The organism is Primorskyibacter sp. S187A (genome assembly GCF_049800955.1).
GTDB lineage: Bacteria > Pseudomonadota > Alphaproteobacteria > Rhodobacterales > Rhodobacteraceae > JAKVBH01.
Genome location: NZ_JBNAGA010000001.1, coordinates 1090368 through 1109670, shown reverse-complemented (window position 1 = coordinate 1109670; position 19303 = coordinate 1090368). Strand labels below are relative to the sequence as shown.

General features: G+C 60.6%; 20 protein-coding genes and 1 pseudogene. 10 read left to right on the top strand and 11 right to left on the bottom strand.

Translation table 11 applies throughout. From position 1 onward, the window contains the following. Position 1: 1 nt before the first annotated feature. On the bottom strand, positions 2–1018 hold the full coding sequence (gene dctP / locus ACP15S_RS05635) for a TRAP transporter substrate-binding protein DctP (RefSeq protein WP_425038594.1): 1017 nt from the start codon (positions 1016–1018) through the stop codon (positions 2–4). A gap of 91 nt (positions 1019–1109) precedes the next feature. Continuing rightward, positions 1110–1913: a DUF2189 domain-containing protein gene (locus ACP15S_RS05630; RefSeq protein ID WP_425038593.1), complete on the bottom strand. Its 804-nt coding sequence runs from the start codon at positions 1911–1913 to the stop codon at positions 1110–1112. A gap of 269 nt (positions 1914–2182) precedes the next feature. Between ACP15S_RS05630 and ACP15S_RS05625 the strand changes: the two genes are divergently transcribed. Both ACP15S_RS05625 and gatB read left to right on the top strand, forming a co-directional pair. Continuing rightward, complete coding sequence (locus ACP15S_RS05625) at positions 2183–3391, top strand: hypothetical protein (protein WP_425038592.1); 1209 nt, start codon at positions 2183–2185, stop codon at positions 3389–3391. A 61-nt stretch (positions 3392–3452) separates the two neighbouring features. Then, positions 3453–4964 carry an Asp-tRNA(Asn)/Glu-tRNA(Gln) amidotransferase subunit GatB gene (gene gatB, locus ACP15S_RS05620; RefSeq protein WP_425038591.1) on the top strand — a complete coding sequence of 504 codons (1512 nt, stop codon included), beginning with the start codon at positions 3453–3455 and terminating at the stop codon, positions 4962–4964. A gap of 608 nt (positions 4965–5572) precedes the next feature. On the opposite strand, the gene ACP15S_RS05615 is transcribed toward gatB, so the two are convergent. The 4 genes from ACP15S_RS05615 to ACP15S_RS05600 are packed head-to-tail and all read right to left on the bottom strand — an operon-like array spanning position 5573 to position 8438. Next, positions 5573–5983: a DUF6326 family protein gene (locus ACP15S_RS05615; RefSeq protein WP_425038590.1), complete on the bottom strand. Its 411-nt coding sequence runs from the start codon at positions 5981–5983 to the stop codon at positions 5573–5575. Positions 5984–6008: 25 nt separating this feature from the next. Continuing rightward, positions 6009–7082 (bottom strand): RNA polymerase sigma factor, encoded by a 1074-nt coding sequence (locus ACP15S_RS05610; RefSeq protein WP_425038589.1) that lies wholly within the window; start codon positions 7080–7082, stop codon positions 6009–6011. Then, complete coding sequence (locus ACP15S_RS05605; RefSeq protein WP_425038588.1) at positions 7082–7825, bottom strand: MipA/OmpV family protein; 744 nt, start codon at positions 7823–7825, stop codon at positions 7082–7084. The genes ACP15S_RS05610 and ACP15S_RS05605 overlap by 1 nt, the downstream gene beginning before the upstream one ends. A gap of 7 nt (positions 7826–7832) precedes the next feature. Beyond that, complete coding sequence (locus ACP15S_RS05600; protein WP_425038587.1) at positions 7833–8438, bottom strand: hypothetical protein; 606 nt, start codon at positions 8436–8438, stop codon at positions 7833–7835. 74 nt (positions 8439–8512) lie between these two features. Here ACP15S_RS05600 and ACP15S_RS05595 point away from each other — a divergent pair, with 74 nt between their 5' ends. Then, positions 8513–9049 (top strand): hypothetical protein, encoded by a 537-nt coding sequence (locus ACP15S_RS05595; RefSeq protein ID WP_425038586.1) that lies wholly within the window; start codon positions 8513–8515, stop codon positions 9047–9049. A 1-nt stretch (position 9050) separates the two neighbouring features. After that, positions 9051–9272, top strand: a complete 222-nt coding sequence (locus tag ACP15S_RS05590) for a helix-turn-helix domain-containing protein (protein ID WP_425038585.1) — start codon at positions 9051–9053, stop codon at positions 9270–9272. Positions 9273–9284: 12 nt separating this feature from the next. Here the strand turns inward: ACP15S_RS05590 and ACP15S_RS05585 are convergent, their stop codons facing one another. Continuing rightward, on the bottom strand, positions 9285–10394 hold the full coding sequence (locus tag ACP15S_RS05585) for a serine hydrolase domain-containing protein (RefSeq protein WP_425038584.1): 1110 nt from the start codon (positions 10392–10394) through the stop codon (positions 9285–9287). Between the two features lie 171 nt (positions 10395–10565). Between ACP15S_RS05585 and ACP15S_RS05580 the strand changes: the two genes are divergently transcribed. From ACP15S_RS05580 to ACP15S_RS05555, 6 genes and pseudogenes are all read left to right on the top strand, one after another. Beyond that, positions 10566–11735 (top strand): M48 family metalloprotease, encoded by a 1170-nt coding sequence (locus tag ACP15S_RS05580; RefSeq protein ID WP_425038583.1) that lies wholly within the window; start codon positions 10566–10568, stop codon positions 11733–11735. A gap of 394 nt (positions 11736–12129) precedes the next feature. After that, positions 12130–12719: pseudogene (locus tag ACP15S_RS05575) on the top strand (tyrosine-type recombinase/integrase). A gap of 246 nt (positions 12720–12965) precedes the next feature. Then, on the top strand, positions 12966–13421 hold the full coding sequence (locus ACP15S_RS05570; protein WP_425038582.1) for a (2Fe-2S)-binding protein: 456 nt from the start codon (positions 12966–12968) through the stop codon (positions 13419–13421). 17 nt (positions 13422–13438) lie between these two features. After that, a complete protein-coding gene (locus tag ACP15S_RS05565) occupies positions 13439–15472 on the top strand; it encodes a molybdopterin cofactor-binding domain-containing protein (RefSeq protein ID WP_425038581.1) in 2034 nt (677 codons plus the stop codon). Positions 15473–15810: 338 nt separating this feature from the next. Continuing rightward, positions 15811–16581, top strand: coding sequence for a helix-turn-helix transcriptional regulator (locus tag ACP15S_RS05560; protein WP_425038580.1), 771 nt, complete (start codon positions 15811–15813; stop codon positions 16579–16581). 11 nt (positions 16582–16592) lie between these two features. Beyond that, a complete protein-coding gene (locus ACP15S_RS05555; RefSeq protein ID WP_425038579.1) occupies positions 16593–16715 on the top strand; it encodes a hypothetical protein in 123 nt (40 codons plus the stop codon). A gap of 3 nt (positions 16716–16718) precedes the next feature. On the opposite strand, the gene ACP15S_RS05550 is transcribed toward ACP15S_RS05555, so the two are convergent. The 4 genes from ACP15S_RS05550 to ACP15S_RS05535 all read right to left on the bottom strand — a co-directional run bounded on the left by ACP15S_RS05550 (position 16719) and on the right by ACP15S_RS05535 (position 19270). Beyond that, positions 16719–17204, bottom strand: a complete 486-nt coding sequence (locus ACP15S_RS05550) for a DUF2867 domain-containing protein (protein WP_425038578.1) — start codon at positions 17202–17204, stop codon at positions 16719–16721. A 91-nt stretch (positions 17205–17295) separates the two neighbouring features. Next, positions 17296–18207, bottom strand: coding sequence for an RNA polymerase sigma factor SigJ (gene sigJ / locus ACP15S_RS05545; protein ID WP_425038577.1), 912 nt, complete (start codon positions 18205–18207; stop codon positions 17296–17298). 1 nt (position 18208) lies between these two features. Further along, complete coding sequence (locus ACP15S_RS05540; protein ID WP_425038576.1) at positions 18209–18643, bottom strand: carboxymuconolactone decarboxylase family protein; 435 nt, start codon at positions 18641–18643, stop codon at positions 18209–18211. A gap of 123 nt (positions 18644–18766) precedes the next feature. After that, the gene (locus ACP15S_RS05535) at positions 18767–19270 is read right to left on the bottom strand and encodes a GNAT family N-acetyltransferase (RefSeq protein ID WP_425038575.1); all 504 of its coding nucleotides are present in this window, start codon (positions 19268–19270) and stop codon (positions 18767–18769) included. Positions 19271–19303 lie beyond the last annotated feature (33 nt).

The following is a 19303-nucleotide window of genomic DNA, read 5'->3' as shown; positions in this document are numbered from 1 at the left end:
CTTAGTTCGACATTTTCGCCTTCTCAAGCGTCGACGTCACCAGATCGTAGAGCTCCTGCGCAGGCAGGCCTTGGGCGGACATGTCTGCAATCCAGGCGTCGCGCGCGGGTGCCGCTGCCTTGGCGCGGAACTCATCCAGAACGTCGCCGGAGATCTCGACCTTCTGCACGCCCTTCTCGGACAAGACACCGTCCCAGCGCTCCAGCAGATCGGCGTAATTGGCGAGGTAGTGGTCAATCGCTTCCGGGATGGAGCTTTCGAGCGCTGCGCGGTGCTCATCGGAAAGCGCGTCCAGTGCATCGGTGTTGACGACCACGGGGCAGTTCACGGTGCCGGGGTTGAGGTTCGCGGTCCACCAATCGGCTTCATTGATTGTGCCGAACGACAAATGGGCGTGCTGGGCGAAAGCCACTGTATCGACCACACCTGATTCCATCGCCTGGAAGGCTTCCGTCGCGGTCACCGATGTTGGCACGGCGCCCACGGCCTTGAAGGCCTCGCCCAGACCACCGGTGGCGCGCACGCGCATGCCTTCCATCTTGGCCAGCGTGTCACGCGGCTCGCCCGTGCCCACGATGTTGTATTGTGGCATGGGGCTCGTCATGATGATCTTGGCATTCCACTGCGCCATCTCGTCGATCACTGCCGGGTGATCATAGACTGCGTGGCTCACGGCCACTTCCTGATCCAGCGTTTCGACACCGAGGAAGGGCAGTTCCAGCACCGTGATCGCACGGTTCTTGTCGCGGTGATAGCCGGCGCAGAACTGGGCCATCTCAAATGCGCCGATGGAAATGCCATCGAGGTTTTCGCGGTTCTTGCTGAGACCACCGTAGGAAATGTTGATGGTAAACTCACCGCCCGTCTTTTCCGAGACCAGCTCAGCCAGCTTCTCGACATGTTCGGTAAAGGCGCGCCGCTTGCCCCAGAGCGATGCATTCCACTCCGTTGCCGCCGCTTCACCGGCAAACGCCACGATCACAGCCGTGGCGGCGAATTTCGCCGTCATATGTTTCATGATATGTCCTCCCAAGGATCATGGGCTTTGCGCCCTTGTTTGATGACAGGAAGGTAGCAGGCCCGCCGTGGGGTGCAAGCATCCTCGGCGTTTAGGCCGCTTCCTCTTCCTTCAGAAGATCATAAACATGCCATGTCGCATGGCCCAGCAAGGGCAAAACCAGAAACAGACCCAGAAACCACGGCACCAATGCCAAAAAAGTAAGCACGGCGATAAAGAGCCCCCAGCCGAGCATTTGCACGGGATTGTTCAGCACAACCTGAAAAGACGTGAGCATCGCGGTCACGAAATCGACCTCTCGATCAAGCAGCATCGGCAGCGCCAGCACCGATATGTTGAACAGGATGATCGCGAAACCGGCCCCCACCGCAGAGCCGAAAAGCAGCATGGAGGCGCCTTGCGGTGTCGTGAAGACCTCCAGCGAGGTCGAGACATTCACCATCGGCATGTGCCCCAGAAAGAGCGCAAAGACCATGTGGCCCAAAAAGAACCAGAACATCACGACAATCACGATCACAGCGGAGATCGAGGGCAATTGGCGCAGCCTTTGCGAGAAGATGACGCTCAGGACTTCGCTGACAATCACCGGCTCATTCGCCTGACGTTTCCGCGAAATGTCATAAAATCCCACCGCCGCGAAGGGCCCGATGAGCGGAAAGCCCGTCGCCGCAAGCACCAGCCAGTAGGTGGTCTCCGATTGCAGCGTGATCCAGACGAGGATCCAGCCACAAATGAAGTAGAACAGCGAAAAACACAGCCCGATGAACGGGGCGGCCTTGAGATCGGCCATGCCCTTACGAAGCGCTGTGCGAAAGATGTCCAAAGTGACGGGCTTGAACTTTGGGGCTCCGTGTAGCGGCGTGGGCGCCCCGCCCTTGCGTGTGTCTGTTCTCATGTCCGTCCCTCGCTATTGATGACAGGTTGGCGCAGGTCCGCCCCAAAGATCAAGTCGCGGTTTTGACGGGCTGGCCTGGCCACGACACAACCCAAGCGAATACGGCACCCACGCCGATCTCCCAAAAGGCATTCTATTGGTGCGCAATGCCAAACGCTGTGTTCCGATCCAGCCCGCGATTGCGCCATGCACACCGCTCAAACGCCATGTTTGCGCCCTTTTCACCCGTCAAATTTCCCAACAACCTTAACGATTGCGCCTGCGAATACATGTTCAAGAAGTCTGCCACCTTCCCCCGCATGCGGCCTTTGGGCCGCCGGTTGCCAGCCCCGCCCATGACCGACGCGCTGATCGAGGCGCGGCTCTCGATGCCTGTTTGCAAGGAAACCCCCGAAGAGACAGGCACCGCCGCGATTTTTGAGATGGGCCGGGATATGGCCCGGCAAGACGCATGGGACGAGCTCGCCGCCCTGATCATGCATCATGATCAGGCGCGCGACATGACCGCCGAGGGCACGCCTTTGGCAGAACTGCTCAGCGCAGGCGCGCGCTCTGATCTGGTGATGGCGCTGCAATCCATCGCTCGGTCGGGCCGGTTGTCGCAAAAGCATGGAGTGCTTGAGGATCTCGCAAGCTTCTGCACCGATCTCAATGATCCCGCCCTTGGTTACGGCGGCGCGGTGCTGGCGGCGGATGCGCTGATGGATGCGGGCTGGGCCTGGTATGAACAAGGCGTGGTCCTGCACACACCAAAACGCCATCTGCCCGAGTTCTGCGCGATGTTCGAACGCGCGGCGGCAACCATCAACGGCTTTGATGCCACGCAAGAGCGCTCCAGCATCCTCGCCGCGCTTCAGGCCGCGCTGCTGGCGGGCAACAACGCCGACAAACGCGCCGTGATCAAGGCTTATGAAACGCTCATCGGGCTCAACCCCGACGCACCCGGCCATCTGCGCGCCTATGGGCTGCACCTGTTGCCGCAATGGTTTGGATCTCATGGCGATCTGGAACTGCAGGCTCGGCGCTGCGCCGTGCAGACCCACCGGACATGGGGCAATGGCGGCTATACCTGGGTATGGCTCGATGCGCTGGCGCTGGACCCGGCGGGCTTTGCCTTCCTCGATACGGACTTCTTCCTGGACGGGATCGATGACATTCTCGCGCGCCGCTCCTCCCAGCATTTCGTGAACCTGTTTGCCGCCTATCTGTCCCGCTTTATTGACGTGGCCGACGGCAAAGGCCCCGATCGCGCGCAACGCAAGGCGCTGGTCAAACGGCGGGCAGGACTTGTGCGCGGACGGATGGAAGAGCTGCACCCCTGGGTCTGGGCGCTGGGGCCGCTGTCCAATTGCACCACCTTGCAGATGGATCGCACGCGCCGCGCCACGCTTTTTGAGGACGGCCACAATCGTGCCTGGGATGCTGTGGCCCATGTCTTTGCGACCGAATTGAAGACCCCCTCCGCCCGGCGCGTCTGAGGCTTGCTCCCCCCTGCCACCTGCCCTAGAAGCAGGCGAGACCAAGAGGAGCACGCACACCATGCTGGATCTGAGCTATGACACGCCCAAACCCAAGGTGATTTCCGGGGCAAAGGACGATTGGGAACTTGTCATCGGGATGGAGGTCCATGCCCAGATCTCCAGCCAGGCCAAGCTCTTCTCCGGCGCCTCCACACAATTTGGCGCGGAGCCCAATGCCAATGTGGCTTTCGTGGATGCCGCGATGCCGGGGATGCTGCCGGTGATCAATGAATTCTGCGTTGAGCAGGCGGTGCGCACTGGCCTCGGCCTCAAGGCACAGATCAATCTCAAATCCGCCTTTGACCGCAAGAATTACTTCTACCCCGATCTGCCGCAGGGCTATCAGATTTCCCAGCTCTACGAGCCCATCGTGGGCGAAGGCGAAGTGCTGGTCGAGATGGGCGACGGGACGGCCCGTCTGGTGCGCATTGAGCGCATTCACATGGAGCAGGACGCGGGCAAATCGATCCACGATATGGATCCCGCGATGTCCTTTGTAGACCTCAACCGCACCGGCGTCGCGCTCATGGAAATCGTCTCGCGCCCTGACATCCGGGGGCCGGAGGAAGCGGCGGCGTATGTGACGAAGCTGCGCCAGATCCTGCGGTATCTGGGCACCTGTGACGGCAATATGCAAAACGGCAACCTGCGCGCGGATGTGAACGTCTCCGTCTGCCGCCCGGGCCAATACGAGAAGTATCAGGAAACACAGGACTTTTCCCACCTCGGCACGCGCTGCGAGATCAAGAACATGAACTCCATGCGCTTCATCCAGCAAGCCATTGATTTCGAGGCCAGACGCCAGATTTCTCTATTGGAATCAGGCGGTTCCGTGGATCAGGAAACGCGTCTCTACGATCCCGACAAGGGCGAGACGCGCTCCATGCGCTCCAAGGAAGAGGCCCATGACTACCGCTACTTCCCCTGCCCGGACCTGCTGCCGCTTGAGATCGAACAGGCCTGGGTCGACGGGATCGAAGCCACGCTCCCCGAGCTGCCCGACGCCAAGAAAGCACGCTTTATCAAGGACTTCAGCCTGTCTGACTACGACGCCTCCGTGCTGACGGCCGAGACCACTGCCGCTGACTTTTTCGAGAAGGTCGCTGCGGGCCGGGACGGTAAAATGGCGGCCAACTGGGTCATCAACGAGCTCTTCGGCCGGCTCAAGAAAGACGACCGCGAGCTTGCCGACAGCCCCGTCTCCCCGGATCAACTTGGCGGCATTATCTCCTTGATTCAAAAGGGAGATATCTCCGGCAAGATCGCGAAAGACCTCTTCGAGATCGTCTATACCGAGGGCGGCGATCCAGCGGAGATCGTCGAGGCGCGCGGCATGAAACAGGTCACAGACACCGGCGCCATCGAGGCCGCCGTGGATGACGTCATCGCCGCGAACCCCGCGCAGGTCGAAAAAGCCAAGGAAAATCCGAAGCTTGTGGGCTTCTTCGTCGGTCAGGTCATGAAAGCGACTGGCGGCAAGGCGAACCCCAAGGCGGTCAATGACATCGTGAAAAGCAAACTCGGGCTGTAAGCCTCTTTTGCTTTTTCGATGCGGGCGCGGCAGCGGTTTGACCAAACCGCGAGAGCGGCACCCATCCGCCATCCAGGGCGCTGTAAGTGGGGGTATTTGTGCGAAACACCCCTCAAATCGCACAAAAGCCCTCAGGGGTAACAAAAGTTAAGAGCGCTTCGGTGATCTTGCCTTAACCAACAGCAACAACCCGCCAAAGATTCCATCAACTGGATGGTCCTCTGAATTGCTGATCAGCCAATGATATCAGAGCATGTCTCACGCGCACAGAACGACCGCTTCAAGCCCAACCTGTGACTTTGGATTTCTCGCTGCGTGCGCTCGCAGCGGAAAAACCTCTGCAAGTGCGTAGATTTGGATGCTGTGTCGCAGCAGCAATAGCAGCCATTGGGACGTCACGCAGCGAAGATTGAGCCGGCAAATCACAGTTCGCGGCCATAGGGTGAGTTTGCTGCGTTTGCGTGCAGGGCTGCTTTCGTGCGCTTTCCCAACCCTACTTTAGGTTGCACGCAAGCTGCACGCCTCCGGTGGGAAAGACTCTGATCCGGCGAACAGGTCTCTTTAAACCTGCATCGAGGCGATCCTCTGACGACCAACGCCTCCACTCTTTACGCGCTCTCCGCATCGGCCCATTCCGAAGTAGGAGCACGCCAAACCAAGACGACAATCGAAAGCAGCGCTACGATTTCGCAGCTCGCGACGAAGATGTAGTGAGGTCGTGGAGACCCGCCGGCGACAACAAAAACGGCTGTCACCAGAGCGGCCAAGATGTTGACCGCGCGCCACGCGCGGAGTGGCAGGAACTGCATCGCGACGATCAACGCGACCGGGATCTGGATGAACACCGCCGCGATGAGTATCATGTTCTCGGTGACGGTGACGCCTTCGATGACACCTTCGATGACCTCGGGAATGACGCCGGGCGTGTAGAGCCCGAGGATATCGGCAAACGCGATGTTGAGCGCGACAAAGGCCCAGAGAGAGGAGAGCGCGTTCCGACGCGCGGTGAGGGTATTCATCTTGGTCATCCTTTCGATGTGGTGATCACGGCTGGTCGAGCTTGGCCCGCGCAGTGGCGAGACCCCCTTTGGCCCCGGCCGAAACCGCAAGCGAGATCGCCCGGTCATAGGCGTCGCGCGCCTCCACAATGGCACCGGACCCCGCCAACAGGTGGGCGCGGGTTGCCCAATAGGGTTGAAATCGTTCAAGACGCGGATCGGCACGTTTTTCGAGCGCCGACAGGCCCGCCTCCGGGCCATTGATTTCGCCGACGACCGCGGCTTGGCTGACATATGCGCCCAGGGTTGGCGCGAAATGGATCAGACCCTCGTAAAGCGACAGCAGCGCTGGCCAATCGGTTGTACCGGTGCGGGCCCGCGCCGCGTGGACAGATTGGATCGCGACTTCCATCCGGAACCGGCCGGGACGTGCGAGTTGGAAGGCCTGTCTCAGCCGCAAATCGGCTGCGGCGACAAGTTCGTGATCCCAAATCTCGGTTGGCTGCTCGGCCAAGGGGACGAAGCACCCATCCCGAAGCCGCGCCGCGCGGCGGGAATGCAGGAAGGCAAGCAGTGCCGACAGACCCAGCACCTCCGGGTCGTCGTTCATTTCCGAGGCAAGCAGGTCGGAGAGGTAGACGGCTTCGCGCTGCATGCTGTCCGCCTCCTGCCCGTCGAGCCAGCAGAGGGCGTAACAGCCGTAGATCGCTTCCATCACGTCCGAAAGGCGTTCTGCTCTGATCTCGGGGTCCGGGACGCGGAACGGGATGGCATTGGCCTTGATGCGCTCCTTCGCGCGCACCAGTTGTTTCGGTATGGCGGCGGGAGAGCTGACATAGGCACGCGCAATCTCGGCCGCGGTGAATCCCAGAACGGCCTGAAGCATCAACGGGCCGCGCCCCGGTTCGGCGATACCCGGATGAGCGCAAACGAACAGCAGCGGCAAACACGGATCTGCAGTCTCAGCCGTGTTAGAATCCGAAACTGTCAAATCATGTTCTTCGAGTGCCCACACCCCACGCAGCTCTGTCGGAGTGTAGAACAACTCTGCAGAGCAGCCTGCCAGAATTCCAACGGCAAGGAGGGATGCCTTGAGCGTCTCGATGCGCATGGGAGACATCAGACACTCCTCATCAGCGACAATGCGATGCTCGTCTGATCCCGGTCCGCCCCGAGCGGACTGCCCGTGACCGGATCCGGCAATCGCCTGTATTCGACAAAATCAATCAACGACGCGCCGTTCTCGAACGGGAGTGCAGCAGAAAACTCGATCCTTGGGGGCAGGGTTTCACCGGGCGAATAGGCCACCCGCGAAGAGGTGGCCGCGTCCGGCCCGACGCCACAAAGATGGCATCCAAAATCAGCATCAAGGTACCCCACGCCCAAGCGCCCTCCCACCTGAAGACGAACGACCGACACCGTCCGGCCAACCAAGAGGTCCGCGCGAACCCCGTCATGGACAGATGAGATATCCGCGCCGACTTCCGTTGCGATATCGAAACCATCGAAGCCGTGGGCGATGGACGCGACAAGCTCGATGTTGCCGTCCCGATCCAGGCCATTGAAAAGCGCCGTCTCGGGCACATCAGGACCGAAACGGTACGCAGGCCCGACTTCGACCCGCGTACGATCGGTCGTCACAGCAGCATATCGAATGCCGCGTGACACATCTGCGGTCCAATCCCGGTATGTCGCCATCAGGATGGGGAACGGCAATACTTCATCGTCCTGCCCGACATAGAGGCCGGACGTTGCGGCAACACCTGCACCGAAAGTGAGCGTAACCCCTTCGTCGGCCTGCTGGGCAAGTGCAACTCCGGGGCCAAGGAGTGCCAACAAGATGAGAAAGGATCCGAGTTTCATTGTGCCATTACTCCGAGGCACAGGGGCTGAGTTGCGACATCAGCATCGCTGCGTCGCGGGCACCGATGGCCCGCATTACGTCCTGACGGCGCGTCAGCTGCACGAAGCCATCGGACGGATCGGTCTGGAGCCAGGTGCTGACCGAAATCACTTCCGGTGGCGCACCGAAAAAGCAGCCGCCGACAATCCTGACGGTCAGCGATCCGTCTCCGTCCGTTCCCGCAGCGCGCAGGTCACGGATTTCCTTCTGCACGGCTGCGATGCGGTCCGCGTCTTCCGGCGCGATACGAGCGATATAGACGGTCTCACCAGGTGTGCTTGGGCGCGGACCTTCAGAACCGGTCACTGACAAGCTCAGAGGCGCGACCCTCTCCAGCATGATCGTGGAGGCCGCCGATCCCCCACGGAAAGCGATGTGGAACTCCGCGTCGCCGTCTTCAAGTCGCAGAGTTTCAGGGACGCCGACGGCAACTGAGATCTCCGATGGCGGCGTGTTCAGGGGATCAAGGCGGCTCGCCGCGACAAGTGCTGCCGGGTTCATTGTGCTGCATGCAGACGCGGTTGCCACAATGGCCAATGTTGCCAGCGTCCGGAAAGAGGGTAACGTGTTCATGCTCAAGCCTATTGAATGATTCAGGTGAATTATTTAATGTAAAACATGAAACTTTTCGAGAGGGAAGCTGAAAGATGATTGACGCCACACGCACGCTTGCCGCCGCCCGCAAGATCGAGGTGATCATGACGGCCGGAATCGTGGTCTTGATCGGGGTCGCCTGCATCGGCGCCGTGGCCAGCGTGGTGTCTCCGACCGAATTGGCCGAAAGCATTGCGCATCGTGCCGGATATGTGACCGCCCCGCTTGTGCTTTGGCAGTCCTTGGCACTGATCGCGATCCTGGCGGCGCATCTGGCACTGTGGCTTGCCTTGCTTCTTGTCGCCCGGCGCCTGTTTGGGCAGCTTCGTCAGGGTAACTCCGCCGCTGCCGTGCAAAGCGCGCGATGGGTGGCCTATCTGCTTTGGATCATGCTGGCCTCAGGGCTCGCGTCGCAGGCGCTTGCCTCAGTCGCGGCGACCCGGGGCTACCCGGACGGATCACGTGTGCTGAGCATCGCCTTCGGAACGCCACAGATTTCGGTGGCTTTCACGGCGCTGATCGCAAGCTTCATGGCGCAGGCCTTCGCCCTCGGCGCGGAGCTTTGGCAAGATCACCGGGAGGTCATCTGAGATGCCGATTATCGTCCGCCTCGACGTCATGCTGGCTCGGCGCAAAATGACGTCACGGGACCTTGCTGCAAGGATCGGCATTTCGGAGCAAAACCTGTCGCTGCTCAGATCCGGCAAGGTGCGCGGCGTGCGGTTCAATACTCTCGAAGCGATCTGCCGGGAGTTGAACTGCCAGCCCGGCGACCTTCTAGAGTTCGATGGCGCTCAGACCGAGGTGGGGTAACAGCCCACACGCTCACCGTGTCCGAGCGTCCCGATCTGCCAGGCCATCCAGAACAAACCGTTCGATAAGGTCACGCGATCTCTCGAAATCGCCCGGCGTGTTGTAGTTCCTCGACTGAACCACAACGACAGCATCGTACTCGGGGATAACGGCGACGATATTCCCACCGTTGCCCATCATCATAATGGTATCGACGGTTCGGACGGAAGCACCGACGCGGAACTCGCCGCGCCACCACAAATAGCCATAGGACAAATCCTGCCTTGGCCACGACGCAGGGGTCACCATTTCCGCGATCCAAGCTGCGGGGACGATCTGCTGGCCGCCCCACCGCCCCTCGTTCAGGACCAACCGACCGATCCGCTCCGCGTCGCGTGCGCGCAGGCCCAGCTGGCCGCCGCTCTGGATTTCTCCACTTGGCGAGCGGGTCCATTCGACATCGGTTACGCCGATTTGGTCGAAGACGCGGCTTGCGACGTATCGATCGAAGCGCTCTGCGCTTTCGCGCTCGATCATCTGGCCGATCAGGAAGACACCGGCCGTGCAATAGCTGAACCGTGAGGCGCCGCCAGCTGCCGCCGATGCCCTTGGATCGACGGGAAGGTCCAACGCGAACCGCGTCCAGTCGCGCGTGCGATACATGCGCTCTTCGTTGCCGGGACTTGGGCGCCAATCGTTGCAATCAAGTGCCGAGCGCATGGTCAGCAGGTCGCGCAGCACGATGGACCGTTTGATCTCGCCATCAAGAGCGATGGGCGCACGATCCGCGAAGACCGAAATCACAGGCGCATCGACGCCCGAAATCAAACCCTCCTCAATCGCGATACCCGCGGCGATGGCGGTAAGGGATTTTCCGGCCGATCGCATATCGACCAAGCCGTCTGGCGACTGGCTTGCGAAATAGTCCTCGAAGACCACCGTCCCGCCTTGCGACACCACGACGGCGGCGATGCGACCAAAGGCGCCCGCATCGACCTCGGCGGACAGGGCGGCGAGGTTCAGCTGATCGACGACAGGGGGTGATACGGGCGTAAGGGACCCACAGGCACCGAGTGCCAGAAAGGCCATAAGGAGGTGTGACCAGCCAGGAACCGCAGGCATCAGCTGCTTGATCGGTGGCATTTTGTTCTCTCCTTGAGACGTCGCTCGCAATGACCCGGATCTAAAGCCGCAAGACACTGATTGCAATCTTTAGGGATAAATAATTAATGTTTTACTTTAATTTTTACCTTGTCTAGATCCTAGGCGACCGTGCCACTCACCGCGCTCCGCGCTTCTTGAAAGGACTGACCAATGACCCAAGCCGAACTGGAAACCCAAAACTGGCTTGGCTTGCTTTCCGCCGATGAGCTTGCCAAGGCGGTCGCCTATACGCAGGGGAACCATTGGATCTTGGTCGCGAAACTTGCTGTGACGCTTTTCGCCTGCGCACTGATCGCCCGTTCGGGCCTGCTCTCTCGGATCGTGGACGGGCTCAACGCGACGAAGGCCCGGCCCAATCTGTCGGCGCTCTCGGCGGCCTTCGTCTTCCTTCTTGCCCTCGCGGTGATGGCGTTGCCGTTCACAGCGTTTGTCGATTGGCATCGCGAACGCGCCTTCGAGCTCTCCGAGCAGCCGTTTGCGGACTGGGCCGTTCAATGGACGCTTTTGTCGGGCCTGACCGCACTCGCAGGCGCATTGATCGTTGCAGGCATTTACTGGCTTGTGCGACGCACTGGTAAAAATTGGTGGGTCTGGGCGAGCGGGCTGACCGCAGCAGCTTTGTTTGCGGTGACGTTCCTTGCACCGGTCGTCCTGCAACCTCTGCTGAACACCTATACCCCGGCACCGCAAGGCGAGGTGTTGACGGCTGTAACGGAGCTTGCGGATGCGGCTGGTATCGAGGCGGCCTCCATTCATCTTTACGACGGAAGCCGCCAGTCCGAACGCTTCACCGCCAACGTGTCCGGATTGTTCGGAACGGCGCGCATCGCGTTGAGTGATACCATGTTCCAGCAAGGCGCAGATCTGGCTGAAATCCGCGCCGTGGTAGCTCATGAGATCGGCCACTTCGTCAAACACCACGTCATGGTCACCCTGGTGGTCTACAGCGCTCTTGCCGGAGTCGCGCTCTACTCTACAGATCGCATGTATCGTTCGATACCATGGGAGCGCGCGGGACTGTCGGTCGCAAGGATCGATCATCCCGGCTCTCTCCCGATCCTATATGCCCTGTTTACCGTGGTGTTGTTGCTGGCAACGCCCCTGACCTCAAGCTACTCCCGCCTCCTTGAATCCGCAGCGGACCGCTACGCACTGGAGCTGTCAAATGAACCCGATGGCCTTGCCCAGGCACTCATGCGCACGGCCAACTACAGGGCGCCTTCGCCGCACTGGCTCGAGGAGGTGTTCTTCTTTTCTCATCCCAGTATCGAACGCCGCATTGGCCGGGCGATGGCGTGGAAATTCAAAGATCACGATTGATGCCGGGCGCTGCCTTTTGCTGGGTGACGGTGCCGGTGAACCGAACGTCTACAAGCATTTTTTGCGTGCACCAACCTGCAACCTGCCGTGGTAAAGGCACCAACCGTCGCGCAGCGGTTTCCTGCTTAATTGGCAATCGCGCGAAATGCCGGCGACGGAGCACGACATCACTGGATCAACCCGAGAACCATCCGCGAACGACTGCTTCGTAACTGTTTTCAGATCTCCGCGCATTCCGCACCATTCGGTAACCTGGGCTCATAGCAGCCGTATGCTCATGCAGCACTGACGCCGTCAGCCGGCTCGCGAAGACTGCCCTTGCGAAGGACGATACAATCCAGCCGCCAGCGCGGTGCTGGTGATTGGGTTTGAAGGGTGGATCGGAAGGCATATCATGCCAAGAGTCCAACTTCCCGCAACACCCCCGAAACGCAGAGCTTGGAACAAGGGGCGGATCATCGGCCAAAAAAGGCCTTACTGCCAAAACAGGTTTGGGCAATCCGGGCAAGGCTCGCACTCGCGGGCTATCTGCGCGGCTGTGATCTCGTCAAATTGGCCGTGTCGGAATTGGCGAAGGATGATCGCGTGCGAGAACGCATTTCGGTCATCCAGAGCAAGACCAAGCGACCGGTGCAGTTTGAACTGACGGAAAACACACGCGATACCGTCCTCGCGTGGGTCAAATCGCCCGAGATGTTTGCCTGCCGGTTCATGTTCCCGAGCCGCTTCCACGACAGACCGCATATCTCAACCCGCCAATATGGACGGCTTGTCCGCGATTGGGTAACGGCGATTGGCCTGGACCCAAGTGGATATGGCACTCATTCGTTGCGCCGGACCAAAGCGGCGGAAATTCATCGAAAGACCGGCAACCTCCGCGCGGTGCAACTGCCGCTAGGCCATACGAAGGTGGACAGTACTGTTCGCTATCTTGGCGTTGCGTTAGAGGACGCCCTGAGCATCGCAGAGCGCGTTGATATCTGAGACATCTTGGCGAACGGTCCTGCCGTTCGCCGTCTCAAAGCGGCTGTCGTTCCCTCACGCGGTATTGGTTGGCGCTAAGCCTAAATCTACCTCTTCTGCAAAGGTTGCAACTGACAGCTTTTGCCGGATAGCGGTCCTATCCCGGGCATATCTGGATTTTTTAAGTCCGTTGCGTTTTGGCGTAATTATTCAAGAACACCGCTTTTGCATTCCCATTTTCCAGAGAAAGCAAATGTGGAGAATACGATGCAATTCACGTTGAACGGAACCCAATCCGACGTCCCGGCAGACTGGAGCAATGAGCCGTTGCTCTTTGTCTTGCGAGAGCATTTCGGCCTGACTGGGGCGAAGTTTGGTTGCGGTGTGGGGCAGTGCGGCGCTTGCACGGTCATTGTTGATGGGGTCGCCACGCGGTCCTGTGTGATGCGGGCTGAGGACGTGGAAGACGCGGATGTGCGCACAATTGAAGGGCTGGCACAGGGCGAGGCCTTGCACCCCGTTCAGCAGGCTTGGCTCGACTTAGGCGTGCCGCAGTGCGGCTACTGTCAGGCTGGGCAAATCATGTCGGCGGTCGCCTTGCTTGAGGAAACACCGCAGCCTTCTGGGGACGAAATAGACGCCGCAATGAACGGTAATCTGTGCCGCTGCGGCACTTACCTGCGCATCAAGACGGCAATAGCCCGCGCGGCGGGGGCGGTCTGATGCGGCGGCGGGCATTTTTGAAAGCAGCGAGTGTCGGTCTTGTCGCATTGGTCGGCGCGGGCGCAGGCGTTTGGTCACAGATGCCCGTGATCCCCGCGCGCCCCGCCCCTGATCTGGACACTGCGGCAGGCTGGATTGCCTATCGGGACGGTCGCTACACGCTCAACCTGCCGCGGGCAGAGATGGGGCAGAACATCGCAACTGCCTTAAAACAGGTGGCCTGCGCGGAACTGGATGTGCCTTGGGAGGCCGTCAAAGTTATGCTGCACGACACGGACGCAGGTCGCGTAAGGGCGACGGTGGGCAGCGAGTCCGTGATGGAGTTCATGGAACCGTTAGCGCAGGCCTGCGCTGCGTTGCGTGATGCGCTGGACGCGGGGCAAACGACTGGCGCGATCATCGTTGAGGCGCGTCCACGCACCGAATTGCGGTCTTTTCAAGCCGGGGGGGTAATCGGCGCGAGCCCGGAGATCGAACAGGGTCGTGCCATCGTCACGGGCGCGCCGCTTTACGCCGCGGATGTGGTGCGGGACGGCATGCTTTACGGGCGTGTTTTAAGAGCGCCCGCCGCGCCGGAAGTAGCCTCAAAACCCGTAAGCTGGGACGCGGCAGCGGCCGAGGCTGTCCCTGGGTTCGTCGCAATTGTCCAAGAGGTCAGCCTGCCCATAGGACAGGCGCAAGGCCTCGGCATCGTCGCGTCGCGGCCCGGTGCCCTGGATGCCATTGCCGACGCCTTGGACATCAAGTGGGACATCGGGCCTGTGCACGCGCGGGCCAGTGTCACCGATGCAATCAACGTAGACGCCGCCCTTGCCCAAGGAGAGTTGCGGCACACTATCGCAACCGCCGCGACACCGGACGGCGGGTGGGACATCGATCTGCGTTTCGACGTGCCGCCTGCGGCCCATGCGGCGATCGAACCGCGCGCAGCTGTTGCCGAATGGCGGGACGGTGCGCTGAAAGTCTGGACCGGCTCGCAGGACGTTTTCTATGTCCGCGATGTATTAATGGATGCGCTCGACGCTGACGTGACTGTGCACTCCATGCGGATCGGAGGCGGTTTTGGTGGTCGCACGATCTGCACTGTCGAGGCGGAGGCCGCCGCGCTGGCCCGCGCGGCAGGTGCGCCGGTGAAAGTGCAATGGACACGCGCGCAGGAGTTTGCATGGGCTTTCCACCGCCCGCCATCCTCCCATCGCGTGCGCGCAAGGCTCTCCAACAGCCGAATAAGCGATTGGCGGCACGATCAGATGTCCTCGCATATTCTTTTCACATCTGCTGTGGTACCTTCGTGGATGCAGCGCGGCACGGATTTTGCCATCGGGGATCTGGGCGTCGCGCGGGGGATGCAGGTGCCCTACATCATCCCGAACCGTCATTTGGCCTATGACACCAGACGCTTGCCGATCCCGACCGGACCGTGGCGTGGGCTGGGGGCCGGACCGAATGCTCTGGCTGTCGAGTCTGCGATGGATGAAGCGGCACGCGCAGCGGGCGTGGACCCGTTGGATTTTCGGCTTGCGCATATTGATGACGCAAGACTTGCAGCGGTGCTGGGGCATGTCGCGGAGATCGCTGATTGGGGTGCCCCAACATCTGGCATCGGCCGTACAGGACGGGGCATCGCCTGCGGCATCTACAAAGAAACAAGTTACGCCGCCGTGGTGGCAGACGTAACCGTTTCGGATGGCGGGCAGACGCGCGTGACGCAGATGTGGTGCGCGCATGAGTGTGGGCTGGTGGTGAACCCGGACCAGGCCCGTGCGCAGTGCGAGGGTAACCTTGTCTGGAGCATCGGTTTGGTTCTGTCTGACGACATGCCTCTGGAAGAGGGTCGTGTGGTCGCCGAAACCTTTGCCGATGCACCGATCCCGACCAGCGCGGATGTCCCGCCGATGACCATCTCGCTTGTCGAAAGCACTTTGCCCCCATCGGGCGCAGGCGAAACCGCGATGGCCGCAGCTCCGGGCGCGATCGCCAATGCAGTGCGGGACGCAACGGGCATTCGACCCGCGCGCTTTCCCTTGAGACCGGCGGATTTCCTGGCATGACGTTTGTAAGCTCTGTGAGGTCACACCGCTGTTTATTTGGGTGAAATTGCCCGCATGTGCCGGTTTATCTCGGGTTCAGGGCGTCCGGTTTTGGCGGTCCTGCTGGCCAGGCCCGGTGGCGCGCTTCACGAACGGCAACAGTCCCTCTGAACATCCCCCTGCATCGTTCTATGTTCTCAGCGAGAGAGGTCGTTGATCACTTGAGAAGTCCGGACAAAGAAGCCTTCGCCTCGGCGGCAATGATGCGATTGGTGGCTACTGGCCTTGCGAAACAAGGGCTTGCGACTGTGTCGCGCCCCGCAGGTGCGCATGTACCGCAATCGGATAAGCGGGCGGTGTTGTCCGACATTCTGTCAAATCATGGGGCGCACGCGATCCTGTCAATCGCTGATGCGGTGTCTGAGATGGAGCCTGAACCTTTGGTTCAAGCACTCATGCGTGCCCGAAACATGTGCGATCTGATGGACCGGTGGGGACGATTGGAAAAATTCAGTCACGGCCGTCACCGGGTAACAGCGCAAGAGATTGGACAAGCTGACTGGCGTTTGGTCCACGTTGCAAAGGATGGGGGGCCGCCCCCCGCCATCGCGGAAAGCCTTCTGGTTCTGGGACTGATCATCATACTTTGTGAAATCGTCACGCAGACCCAAACCAGTGTGGCGGGTAAAGGTGGCCAGGTCTGGCGTAAGGCGGGTCAATGGAAGCTCACAAAAATCCCAGATGTCGCAAGCGAAATCTCCATTTGCTGGATTGAATCGAAAGCTGTGAAACCAAGCTCGCGGAGCAGGAAGGACGACACGATTGCGGCGCTGAAATCCCGAATATTGCGCGATCCAGCACGACGTTGGATCTTGCCAGAGGTCGCGCGGGAGATCGGAATGTCCGAAAGAACCTTGCAACGCAAGCTTCAGGCGCATTCGTTGTCTTTCTCGCGCGTGATCTGCGAGGCGCGTCTTGAAATTGCGGCATCATACCTTTGCTCCGAGGACGGCCCCGGCCTCGCAGAGATCGGCTTCTTGACCGGCTACGCGGACCAGGCCCATTTCACACGCACGTTCCGCCGCGAAGTCGGTACAACGCCAAGTGAGTATCGCGCGAATTTTGCTTGAGCCCTCGCGCGATGCGCGAAGGAGAACCGGGCTTTGAGCGGGTTTTTCCGGACTTGCCCGCCCCGCGCATGCCGGTCTGGCTGGCGACGCACCGCGAGCTCCAGACCAGCAAACGCAAGGATGACACATCCTAGGGCCTAAGGTCCGTCGACCTCATCGCCGACCTTCGCAACTCGCCGAACAGCATCACGCGCGATGGCTATGTGAAACGGCATGATCAGCGCAAGGTACAGACGTCCGCCGAGGTTATGCGGGCGAACCCAGGTCGCGAGCGAGACGCGCCCCGCATGCGCCATCACCGAAACGCGGAAATCGAGGTGCCGATCATCGAACCCGGCAATTATCTCGGTCTCGGTTTCATGTTCGACCGGAAAGACACCCAGCTTGTCTTCCGCTTCGGGCCCGTCCGCAGACAGCCCAAATGGCGCTGTCACGATGTTTCTGAGCGCGACCAGCGCCTGCGCCCACCCCGGGAATCGGACGATTTCTTCCGCCGCCAGTCGTGGAGAGAGGCTCGATGAAACCGCGTAGCAATCCAGAAAGTCGCCAGGGCGTCTGTACGCCTCCAGCAGACTGCCCGGCGGCAGTTCGATCTTCGATACGAAGGGCAAGACACGGGACATTCGGGATCTTACCGCCAACCGAGGGGTGCGGGAACGTGCCAAAGCGTCCACCTCAGCCGTTGCCCGTCCCAAAAGCGCTGTTGCGACGCCATCAATGAAACCACAGCGCACCGCCCCCTGCAGCAGTGCTCAGCGTCTCGCCGAGCTGACTGAGCTTGTCGGGATGTCGCAAAATGAAGAAATCGCGGACGCACCCCTCAGCATCATACGCGAACGTCACCGAGGCAAAGGGTATCGCGCCATCCTCGACCACAAGGCCCAAGAGGCCATTGATTTTCTTGATCGACAGCCGCATCCCCCGCCACGCCGGAGACAGAACCCCAGCGACGAAACGGCAAACGTCGCCTCGACCCTCGATCACCCGCCGAATGGCCGCAGCCTTGCCGTCGCTGTCCGCGCGAAGCGTGGTCTCGGCGTGAAGAACGTGAACCAGCCCACCGGTATCGCCGGTCGCCAGCGCGGATCGAAACGCCTCCATCAGTTCTGCCTGACGTTGCTCATTCGGAATATGGCGGACATGGCTTTGCGTCACGAAACGCCGCGCCCTTGCGGCGAGCTTCCGGCAATTGGCGGTGTTCAGATCAAGGGAGGCCGCGACTTCGTCAAAGGGCATGCCGAAGATGTCGTGCAACAAATACGCCGCGCGCTCCTTCGGTGTCAGCCGCTCCAGCAGAAGCAGAAAGGCCGTCGTCAGGGACGACGCGATCTCAACCTGCTCTTCCGCACTGGCGACATACTCGGTCTGGATCTGATCCGGTATCCAAGGCCCGACATAATCGACCCGCGTCTTGTGGGCGGACTTCAATCGGTCAAGGCATCGGTTCGTGCACACCCGCGACAACCATGCCGCGGGTGCGTCGATGGCGGGTCCGTCATACGTGACCCATCTCAAATAGGTATCCTGGACGACATCTTGCGCGTCGCTGACCGAGCCCAGCATCCGATATGCGATCCCTGTCAGTCGGGGCCGCTGCTCCTCGAAGATTTCGGTCTGCTCTCGCATCTCAGTGCTTGGACCTCTGCACCCGGTTCCACAGGTTGATCATTCCGACATCCGCGGTGATCACGGCGATCTCGGCGTCGTCGAAATGATGTTGCAAGTTCGCGCGCAGAGGGGCGAAGTCGACCCCCCGATCAAGATATGTCATTGCTTCAGCCCAGGCCAGGACAGCACGCTCAGCGTCCGAAAACACCTGCGCCTCCCGCCACACGACGAGTTGGTCGATCTTATCTTGCGCCACACCAACCTCGCGCGCGTGGGCAAGGTGCATGTTCACGCAATAGGCGCACTGATTGATCTGTGACACACGCAGTTCAGTCAGGGTCGAAAGTGTGGGCGCGAGGCCCAGGTTTGCCATCATCATGTGGGTCTGCCCAAGATGGGCATAAAGCTTGGGTTGGAGGGTTTCGTAGCCCACGGGTTCAGCGGTGTCTTTCATGAGGTCATCCATTTCATTGCATTGTATGACCTTGACGATTGTCGCCGATCAAATGTGACACTGGTCGGCAAACGCAATGCGCTGAATCCCCAGCCGCCGGCTCGGACAAGTGTCGCGATCGGGCTAGGCATCCTCAATTCTTGCCCGACGGACGAGCCATTTCTCCATCTCGTAATTGTGGATCAGCACATCACGCCGCCGAAACGTCTTGCGCGCAATCACCTCAAACCCCTCACGCAGAAAGAACCGCCTCGCCGCCTCACTCGCCTCAACGTAAAGCCGGGTTTGACCAGTTTCGATGGCATGCGCCTGAGCCTGCCGAAACAAGGCCTTGCCGACGCCTGATCCGGCCACATCGGGGTGGCAGTAGAAGCAATCGATATGACCATCCGCCTCAAGCTCGATGAACGCGACAGGCACATCCTCGTCCGAAACGGCGACCGTCACCAATCGTCCGTCCGCGACACGGGCGCGGTAGGTCTCCGGCGGCAAGGGCGCCAAGCTCCAAGCGTCAAGCTGTTCGGGCGTGTAGTCGCGCGCGCCGATCATATGAACGGCCTCGTGCAGGATGGCCGCCAGACGCTGCGCATCTGACGGCCTGAAGGGTCTGAACCTCACCTCAGGCATCGCCCACTGCCCCGAGAGTGTCCGCGACAAGCC